We start from the raw sequence: 8,667 nt of genomic DNA, 5'->3' as shown, positions 1-8,667 counted from the left end.
TGGATCGAGTCGCTGGATCGAGTCGCTGGGGCGAGGCCTTGAGCGACTGAACGAGTTCTACTCGACGATGTCGCTGCCGTCGATCTCGATGTCGTGGCCAGGGCCGGCGTCGAAGACGACCTTGTAGTCGCCATCGGGCTTGTCGAATTCGAACTCGCTGTACTCATTCATCTCGCTCTCGATCACGACATTGTCGTCGGCATCCAGGACACGGATGCCCACGCCTGCGGCGGACGAGCCATCCGAGAAGCCGCCCTCGCAGAGCACGGTGCCGTCACCGTTGTCGTAGCAAGAGCACAGCGGGGTGTGCGCGAGGGCTGTGGTCGCGCCAAGCGCTAGGGTGAGCGCCAGGGCTGGAGCCAGGGTGGTTGGAGCAGGAAGGAGGCAGGGGTTTCTGGTCATCGGGTCATCTCCGTCAGTTCCGTCAGTGGACGTGTCGCAAGCGTACCGCTGTTTTTCTTGCGTGTAAATACCAAAAGTTCGCATTTGCGTTATTGTGGTTGTCTGACTTATCATCGCGGCTCGAACTGCAATAGCGTGTAATCCTCAACCCATCGACGGTCGAGACGCCCCCTGAGATCGCCAGTGATGCCTAAGATGCCCGAGCGCGGCGGCGCGCGAACCCTGAACGATATCCGCCCCGGCGGGCGTGTGCGTATTCAGCGTCACCACTCCAGCGGCGCGGTGCGCCAGCGCCTGCTGGATCTGGGCCTGATGCCGAACGTGGTGGTGACGGTGGTGCGCAGCGCGCCGCTGAACGATCCGATCGAACTCAAGCTCGACGCCTCCAGCATCACCCTGCGACGACGTGAAGCCATCACCATCGAGGTCACGAGCGAGGAGACCCGCGAGGAGACGAAGCAATGAGCAAGCGCGATGGGGTCCTGGTCGCCCTGGCAGGCCAGCAGAACGCCGGAAAATCTACCCTGTTCAATGTGTTGACTGGCGCTCGGCAACATGTCGCCAACTATCCGGGGGTGACCGTCGACAAGAAGTACGGTGAGTACCGCGACGAGGTCGGCAGCGTCTATACCGTGGATCTCCCGGGCACCTACAGCCTGACCTCGTTCTCGCTCGAGGAGCGGGTGGCGCGCGAGTTCCTGCTCGGTGACCGACCGGACGTGACGGTCAACGTGATCGATGCCTCCAATCTGCGCCGCTCCCTGCATCTGACGCTACAGATCCTGGAGATGGAGCTGCCCTCGGTATTGGCGCTGAACATGATGGACGTCGCCGAGGGACGGGGCATCCAGATCGATCAGCGCTTGCTGTCCGAACGGCTGCAGCTGCCGGTGGTGGCGACCGTCGGGCGCAAGGGCCAAGGCCGCGAGGCGCTGCGCGAGGCGGTGCGTGCCGAAGCGTTACGGCAGGTCGAGACCCCGACGCCGCCGCCGGTGCTCATCGACTATGGGCCGCTCGAGCCCATCATCGCCCAGGTCCAACAACGCCTGGCGCCGTTCAAGGCGATTGCCGATCTGCCGCAACGCTGGCTCGCGATTGAACTCCTCGAGGGCGATAGCCAAGCGGTCAGCATGCTGGTCGAGCGGCTCGGGGAGCCGGCGGCGCGACCGCTGCGCGAGGCCGTCGGTGGGTTGATCGCCGACTTCGAGCAGCGTCAGGGCATGGAGATCAGCGACTACGTCGTCGGCTGCCGGGATCGGGCCGTCGAGCGCCTGCTCGACGGCGTTCTGAGCGGCGGCGAGCAAGGCCGCACGACCCTCACCGACCGGGTGGATCGGGTGGTGCTCAATCGCTGGCTGGCACCGGGCTTCCTGGTGCTGACGGTATTCGCGATCTATCAGATCTCGATCGTTTGGGGCTATGAGCTGACCAACATCACCTGGCCGTATCTGGCCAAGGGACGCGAGCTGATTGCTGGCGTGTTGCCAACCGCGCACTTCCTGGTCGATCCCTATGTGCGCTCGCTCGGGCTGTGGCTGGTCGATTCGGCCAACACCCTGCTCAACTATGTGCCGATCTTCATCATCCTCTTCGCCTGCATCGCCATCGTCGAGGACTCGGGCTACATGGCCCGGATCGCCTTCATCCTCGATAAGGTGCTGCATCGCTTCGGCCTGCACGGCCAGAGCACGCTGCCGTTGATCCTCGGCGGGGTGTTCGCCGGTGGCTGCGCGGTGCCCGGCGTGATGGCGACCAAGGGCATCCCCGACAATCGCGCGCGCATGGCGACCATCTTCACCGTGCCGTTCATGAACTGCCTGGCCAAGGTGCCGCTCTACACGCTGCTGCTCGGGATCTTCTTCGTCGAGCACAAGTCGCTGATGATGTTCTACATCTCGACCATGACCATCATCTTCGCGCTGCTCGTGGCCAAGCTGCTGACCAAGACCGTGCTCAGCGGCCATGAGACCTCGCCGTTCGTGATGGAATTGCCGCACTACCATCTGCCGACCTTCAACGGCGTCGCGCGTCGCGCCATCGAGCGCACCTGGCAGTACATCAAGAAGGTCGGCACCGTGGTGTTGGCGGTCGCCGTGGTGGTGTTCGTGCTGCTGCACCTGCCGGGCCTGCCGGAGGAGCGCAAGGTGCATTTCGCGCAGGAGGCCGAGGCCGCCATCGAGCGCTTCGAGCAGACGCTGGAGGACAATCCCTACCGCGAGATCGCCTCTGACGCCAATCTGGTGCCGTTGATCAACTACTTCACCGACTACAAGCGCGCCAAGCTCAATGCCTCGGGCGCCGCCGCCTCGAAGCGCGTCGCCGAGCGTTTCCAGGCCCGCAATCCCGATTTCTACCCGCTCGTCAAGCGGCGCGGCGCCGATCGGGACGCGAAACAGGCGGGCCGCGCACTGCAAATGCTCGCGCGCGAGCGCCAGAAGCTGCGTAAGCAGATGCGCGAGGAGCGCATCACGCACTCGATCCTCGGCTCCATCGGTCGCAGCATGGAGCCGATCACCCAGTTCGCCGGCTTCGATTGGAAGATCAACGTCGCGCTGCTGGCCTCCTTTGCGGCGCGCGAGAGCAGTGTCGCGACCCTGGGGGTGCTGTTCCAGCAGGGCGATGACGAGAATCAGACCCTGGAAGAGCGCATGGGAGAGGAGACCCGGGATGGCGGCGCCACCGCATTGCTGGCGGTGTCGATGATCCTGTTCTTCGCCCTCTATCCGCCCTGTCTGGCGACCACCATGATGGTCAAGGTGCAGACCGGCTCCTACAAATGGATGGCCTTCTCGATCATCTTCCCGACCATTCTTGGCCTGTTGGTCGCGAGCGCTGTCTACAGTATCGGCATGGAGGTCGGCGCCACTGGGATCGAGGCCATGTCGGTGGTGTACTGGGGCGCCTTCGTGCTGCTGTTGATCGTTGGGTTGCTGAGTGATCGCAAGGCGAGTCGGCTGCTGCGGCAGCGGTTCTCGGAGGGATGAGTGGCCTTCCGATGGGGACGACCCCGATAACGATGATCTTGATGGAGGAGGCAGGCCATGACTGAGTCCACAGCAGAGGTTCAAGCGCAGCACATGCAGACTGGCGTCGATGACGCTTCGAGCGTCCAGACCGAGCCGCCGATCACGCTGGTCGACGTCGGGATCATCGTGCCGATCCTGGTTCTGGCGCTTTGGTATCTCTATCGGCAGCTCTGGCGCAAGCGCGGCAGCTGCGGCGGCTGCGCTAAGGGCGGTGAGGGCAGTTGCGCGGTCAGCCGATCCGTCGCCCGATCTGACGCATGCGCAGCGGAGCAACCGCCGACGGTCGCCCGCATCCCACTCGACTCGATCCGCAAGCGATCCTGATGTCGGCCGCGATCCAGGTCGAGCAGCTCGCCCATCGCTACGGCCGGCACCGCATCTACTCGGATCTCGGCTTTCGCGTCCCGGAGGCTGATGCATGCCCGCGCTGTTCAACCCCGCCAACCTGTTCGGTCAGCCGGACCGACTCGCGCGTGCTCGGCCACCGATCCTGCTGGTGATCGGCGCCCACCGCGAGGAGCTGAGCTTTGGCGAGGTCGTGGCCGAGCATCTCGATCGCCAGCGCATCGGCCTACTGCGCATCCCGGTGGGGCTCTCGGGGCAGCGGCCCGGCCCGGACGGGCTCGAGCGTTATCGCCAGCGTCACGCCGAACTCTATCGGCAGATCCTCGAGCACGTCCAGCCCGGCCAGCGGGTCCTGATCGACCTCCACACCGGCTTCGACGAGCGCCAATGCTCGGCCGATGTCCTCTGTGGCGAACCGGCGCTGCTGCGTTGCATCGAGCGCAAGGCGGCTGCTGAAGGTCGTGGGTCGGGCGGTCTTGGTGACATGCGTCCGGTGCGATTGATCGCGGCCGATGTCGAAACCCCGCCAAGGTCGGCCGACGCTCGGCAGACCGACGCCTGGCCTTGCGTCAGGCCCGAACTGCCGGAGTCGGTCTGGAAGGGGGCCGGCCTGCTCTATATCGGTATCGAGGTGTATCTGGCCGAGCCTTCAGCGGGCACGACGGCTGGAACTCCGGCCGAGGCCCGCTTCGCCGCCGCCGTGATCGATGCCGTCGGCGAATGCGCGCTGACCGTCCAAACGGCGCGCTCGCGGCAGGGCTGAACGGGCGGTTGGCGGCGGCCCCATTCCTCACTCATCCAGCTCGCGTCGCAGCGCTCGCAGCAGTTCCCAGCGCCGCCAACGGGACGGCGGCGGGCCTGAAAAGAACGCATCGCGCAGCCAAGCGCGCCGCCCGGTCTGCTTGATCCGCCCTGGCTGAGGCGGTTGCTCCTGTCCTGCGCTCGCTTCCGCGCCCGCTTCGTCGCCGCGTCCTTGGACCATCCTTCGATTGCGATTGTGTCGGTTTGGCATCGGTTCGCCCTGGATCGTTGCATGCTCCTCCTGGACCTTATCACAACGGACAGCAAATACAAATCACTCGCTTTCGCTAAGCGTGGCTGGTTGCAGGTTGCTCAGGATCGATCGCGGTCGATCCGCTCAGGGGCCAACTCAGGGGCCAACTCAGGGGCCAACTCAGGGGCCAACTCAGGGGCCAACTCGGGGCTTGACGAACCGACTCGATCTGCTAATCTAAACGAGAATGGTTCTCAATTTAGGCCATGCTCCAGCCAGCCTCGCGCAGTCGAGACCGATGGCCAGCCGGATGTTTTCCAAGACCACACGCGCCTCGGCGCCCCATGACGGAGACTCAAGGTATGTCCAACAGTCAAAGATCCACATCCGATCCGGCTTTCGTTGTCGATTCCCTTCCGCTGCATCTGCCGCCCGAGCAGCTCAAGGCGCGTCTCGCAGGCCTGATCCGGGCCTCGGCCAAGCAGGGGGCGGCGGCCGTGGCGGAGACGGTGGTGCGTCATTTTCAGGCGCTGTCCTTGCATCCGCAGCTTGCGGCCGAGCTTGACGAGCGCGCGGCCTATTGTCGTGGTGCGCGCCACTGGCGCGGACTGGCGGCGATCGGCGCGGGTTCGGCCAGTTCCGCCGGCCAGGGCGTTGGACATGTGAGCCAGGGCGCTGGGCGGATTCCAGCAGGAGCCCTCTGATGGTGAGGCCTTTTGTATCCGACTTCAGCTCCGGGCTCGCCGACGCCGCTCGGTCTCCGACGGCAGCCGATGGCAGAGCGCGACCGGTTGCCAGCCGGGCGCGACGTGGGGACCCTGGGCAGGTGCGCTACCTTGGCCATTGGCCGGATCTGTTGGCCGATCTCGCGCTGCTCGGACGCGTTTGGATCGAGACCGAACAGCCGGGGGTGCGCAGCGCGCAGCGGCGCCCGCTCAACGGGCTGCGTGTGCATGGCGTGCTGGGCTATCTCGACACGCCCGGGTATCAAGTCCGGCTCCTGCTTGATCAGTGCCATGCGCTGTATGGCGTCAACGATGAACAGGGCTTGACGATCGAGGATCGCAGTGAGCAGCCACTGGTGAGCGTTCAGTTGGAGGCTGGCGCTCATCCGCTGCCACTGCGCTTGCTCCTGTGCAGTCTTGGCGCCTATGGCCAGCGCGTGACGCCAGCCCCGCATCGGTATGAAGGGCCCCGGATCGCCGCCCTCGAGCATCATGCCATCCACCGCCTGCAACGCGATTGCCAGGCCCTTGAGCCGGAACCGGGATGTCCGGGCCTGGGGTTCCGCGATGTGGCCGAGCTGAGCGGGCGCCTGAGCCTGAATCCCCGGCCGGCCAGACCGGTGGCCGCGCATGCTGATGACGATGGCGACGGCGATGAGGGGGCGATCGCAGTGGATCCGGCGCTGGTGCCTTGCGTGCTCGAGACGCTCGTCGATCAGGTGCATCCGTTGGTATTGATCAGCGGCAGTGGCGGTTGGGTCAGCCGTTCGATCCAGCAGTTCTATGCCCATGCCTATCTCGATGGGCAGCTCTCCCTGCGCGGTGACGAGGCGCGTCTGGAACTCGATGTGCGCGCGATCGACAGCGCTTGGGTGGTCGGCGGGCATGCGGGCGAGCACGATGGACGCTCGCTGCGGCTCTACGACGAGGACGGGCGCGCCATGGCGGTCATCGCCTCCGCTGCCGCGCCGGGCGACTGCGCCGGCGGCATGGACACTGGTCCGGCAGCCAGTCCCCGGTTTAGCCCCCAGGGGCGCCTGCAACAGGATGGCTACCAGGGTCGCCACCGGTTTTGCCGGGACGAGGCGCGGCTCTGGACCACGTTGATGAACGCCTTGACCAGCTGAGTGCCGCCGCCATGTGTCAACAATGTCAACGATTGAGTTCAGGGCTTGACCCGCTGATCGCGGGGTCCGCGCCGGCCAGCGCCGACGCTGGAGTCGCCGCATTGGCCCCACCGCTCGATCTCAAGGAGTTCGAGCAGACCAAGGGCCGCAAGCGACTGTGGGAACTGTGGCATAAGTACCACTGCCCGATCATTGGCACCTGTCTCGAGGTCGATGATCTGCGCCGCCTCGCGCGCAAGGTCGGCGCGACGCTGCTCAAAGAGGCGCCGAGCGACTTCGAGGTCCATGTCAGCTTCGTCGCCGCCGCCGAAGAGAAAAACGCGCTCTCGATCGCGCTGCAGAAGGAGCTGGAGCGCCGCTACGCGCGCAGCGTGAAACGCTTCACGGCGGCCAAATCGTCCGCCGCGCTGCTCGAACTGTGGCAACAGGCGCTGGCCGAAGGCGAGGTGCAGGGCGCGTTCTGGGCGGTGATGACGCATGGGCTCGCCGATGTCTCCGTGCGCTCGCGCGCCTATGAGGATGTGCACATGCTTTCGCACCAGATCGGCGCTGGGCTGAGCGCCGATCTGGCCGCGCTGGCGAAGGCGCGCAAGGATCTCGCGCGCGTGCGCAAGGAGACCGAGGCCGAGTCGAAGCGGCAGGCGCGGCGGATGCAGGCGAAGCTCGGCGAGATCGAACACTTGCGCGAACGGGTCGCGCACCAGGAGGGCATCGAGCGGGCCTATGAAGAGATGCGCGAGCGCCTCCACGCGCTGGCCGAGGGTCATGAGCTGCAAGCCTTGCGGGCGCGGGTCGCGGAGCTGGAGAGCGACAATGAGCGGCAAGGCCGGCGCTTGGCCGATGCCGAGCTGCGTGCGAACGCGTTGGAGACGGCGCTGGGCGCGGCTGAAGCCGAGGTCGTCGAGATCACCGCCTGCTTGAACGAACAGCGGCGCGCTTGCGAGGCCCTCGAGCGCCTTGTCGGGATCGACGATGAGGCCGCCGGCTGTATGGAGCAAGAGTGCGACACCTATCGCGAGGGTCGTGACGGCGCCTTGGGCTTGGATCTGGCGGGGCGTCGCATCCTCTGTGTCGGCGGTCGCAGCGATCTGGCGCCGCGCTACCGCGATCTAGTACAGCGCTGCAATGGCGAGATGATCCGCCACGACGGCGGACTCGAGGACAGCCAGCAGCGTCTGCAAGCGGCGCTCGCCAGCGCCGATGCGGTGATCTGTCCAGCCGACGCCGTCAGCCACAACGCCTACTCACGCACCAAGCGCTTCTGCAAGCGGATGGGCACGCCTTGCGTGCTCGTGCCGCGCTCCAGCGTCGGCGCCTTTGCCGAGGCGCTGACGGCGCTGGTCGAGCAGCCGCATCGGCAGGCGTTGCAGGGACCGGTCAGCCTGGGCGGCGAGCGCACGCCGAGCCCGAGCCGCGTGGTCTGAACCAACAGCCCGCGGCTTGATCCAGGACGCTTGAAGATCTCAACCCAACGTGGGAGATTCGCGATGCAAGAGTTGAAGCATGATTCGCCCCATGACGATGGCACTCGCGCCTGGCGTGCAGATGGGCTTGCCCGGATCGGTGCGTGCGGTGTTCGCGCTGTGCGCGCTTTGTATCCGGGGTACGGGGTGGTCGGATTGGTGCCGCCAGTGCTCATCGTCGCGCTGATGTTGGCGCTGCTGCTCTGGGTGCTGCCGCCGCAGGAGGCGGGCGCGCAAGCGACCTTGCGACCCGCTGGCATGGCGTCGAACGCGGGCTTGGCGGTGGCGCGCTGAGCGGTCCGGAAAAGCGTGCGTTCGATTGGCGAAAAAAAATGTGAGCGGTTATCATGTCGATTCAATAAGCCGAGATCATAGACGCGCTGGTCAGGATTAGGAGAAGACGATGAGCGAAGCCGAGCATGGCCCGAGCGGGCCAAGCGGTGCGCCGCAAGCCCGTGATCGGTCAGCCTCCGCTGGCGAAGCAGGGCAACAGCATTCCGCCGACGGGCGTCCCGCGCAGGGCGAGACCGCGTCGATGGAGGATCGAACGCCGCCTTATCAGGCGGGAGCTGGCTCGATGCATCC

The 8,667-nt window shown here is 65.8% G+C and carries 10 protein-coding genes; 9 read left to right on the top strand and 1 reads right to left on the bottom strand.

Features of this window, described 5'->3' with window-relative positions; translation table 11 throughout:
- Positions 1-57: 57 nt before the first annotated feature.
- Positions 58-402: a hypothetical protein gene (locus tag ACLFQI_RS09030; protein ID WP_410758647.1), complete on the bottom strand. Its 345-nt coding sequence runs from the start codon at positions 400-402 to the stop codon at positions 58-60.
- Between the two features lie 195 nt (positions 403-597).
- On the opposite strand from ACLFQI_RS09030, the gene ACLFQI_RS09025 reads away from it, so the two are divergent.
- From ACLFQI_RS09025 to ACLFQI_RS08985, 9 genes are all read left to right on the top strand, one after another.
- Positions 598-867, top strand: a complete 270-nt coding sequence (locus tag ACLFQI_RS09025; RefSeq protein WP_410758646.1) for a ferrous iron transport protein A — start codon at positions 598-600, stop codon at positions 865-867.
- A complete protein-coding gene (gene feoB, locus ACLFQI_RS09020; protein ID WP_410758644.1) occupies positions 864-3,386 on the top strand; it encodes a ferrous iron transport protein B in 2,523 nt (840 codons plus the stop codon). Before ACLFQI_RS09025 ends, feoB begins: the two co-directional genes overlap by 4 nt.
- A gap of 57 nt (positions 3,387-3,443) precedes the next feature.
- A complete protein-coding gene (locus tag ACLFQI_RS09015) occupies positions 3,444-3,752 on the top strand; it encodes a hypothetical protein (RefSeq protein ID WP_410758642.1) in 309 nt (102 codons plus the stop codon).
- 94 nt (positions 3,753-3,846) lie between these two features.
- Positions 3,847-4,536: a hypothetical protein gene (locus ACLFQI_RS09010; protein ID WP_410758641.1), complete on the top strand. Its 690-nt coding sequence runs from the start codon at positions 3,847-3,849 to the stop codon at positions 4,534-4,536.
- A gap of 593 nt (positions 4,537-5,129) precedes the next feature.
- The gene (locus tag ACLFQI_RS09005) at positions 5,130-5,471 is read left to right on the top strand and encodes a hypothetical protein (protein WP_410758639.1); all 342 of its coding nucleotides are present in this window, start codon (positions 5,130-5,132) and stop codon (positions 5,469-5,471) included.
- Between the two features lie 122 nt (positions 5,472-5,593).
- Positions 5,594-6,619 (top strand): hypothetical protein, encoded by a 1,026-nt coding sequence (locus ACLFQI_RS09000; protein ID WP_410758638.1) that lies wholly within the window; start codon positions 5,594-5,596, stop codon positions 6,617-6,619.
- Positions 6,620-6,720: 101 nt separating this feature from the next.
- Positions 6,721-8,043: a DUF2325 domain-containing protein gene (locus ACLFQI_RS08995; protein ID WP_410758636.1), complete on the top strand. Its 1,323-nt coding sequence runs from the start codon at positions 6,721-6,723 to the stop codon at positions 8,041-8,043.
- Positions 8,044-8,202: 159 nt separating this feature from the next.
- Positions 8,203-8,376 (top strand): hypothetical protein, encoded by a 174-nt coding sequence (locus ACLFQI_RS08990; RefSeq protein ID WP_410758635.1) that lies wholly within the window; start codon positions 8,203-8,205, stop codon positions 8,374-8,376.
- Positions 8,377-8,485: 109 nt separating this feature from the next.
- A partial coding sequence (locus tag ACLFQI_RS08985; RefSeq protein WP_410758633.1) for a hypothetical protein occupies positions 8,486-8,667 on the top strand: 182 nt, incomplete at its 3' end.

The organism is Halochromatium sp., from assembly GCF_046541315.1.
Lineage (GTDB): Bacteria > Pseudomonadota > Gammaproteobacteria > Chromatiales > Chromatiaceae > Lamprobacter.
This window is presented reverse-complemented; position numbering and strand designations above follow the sequence as displayed.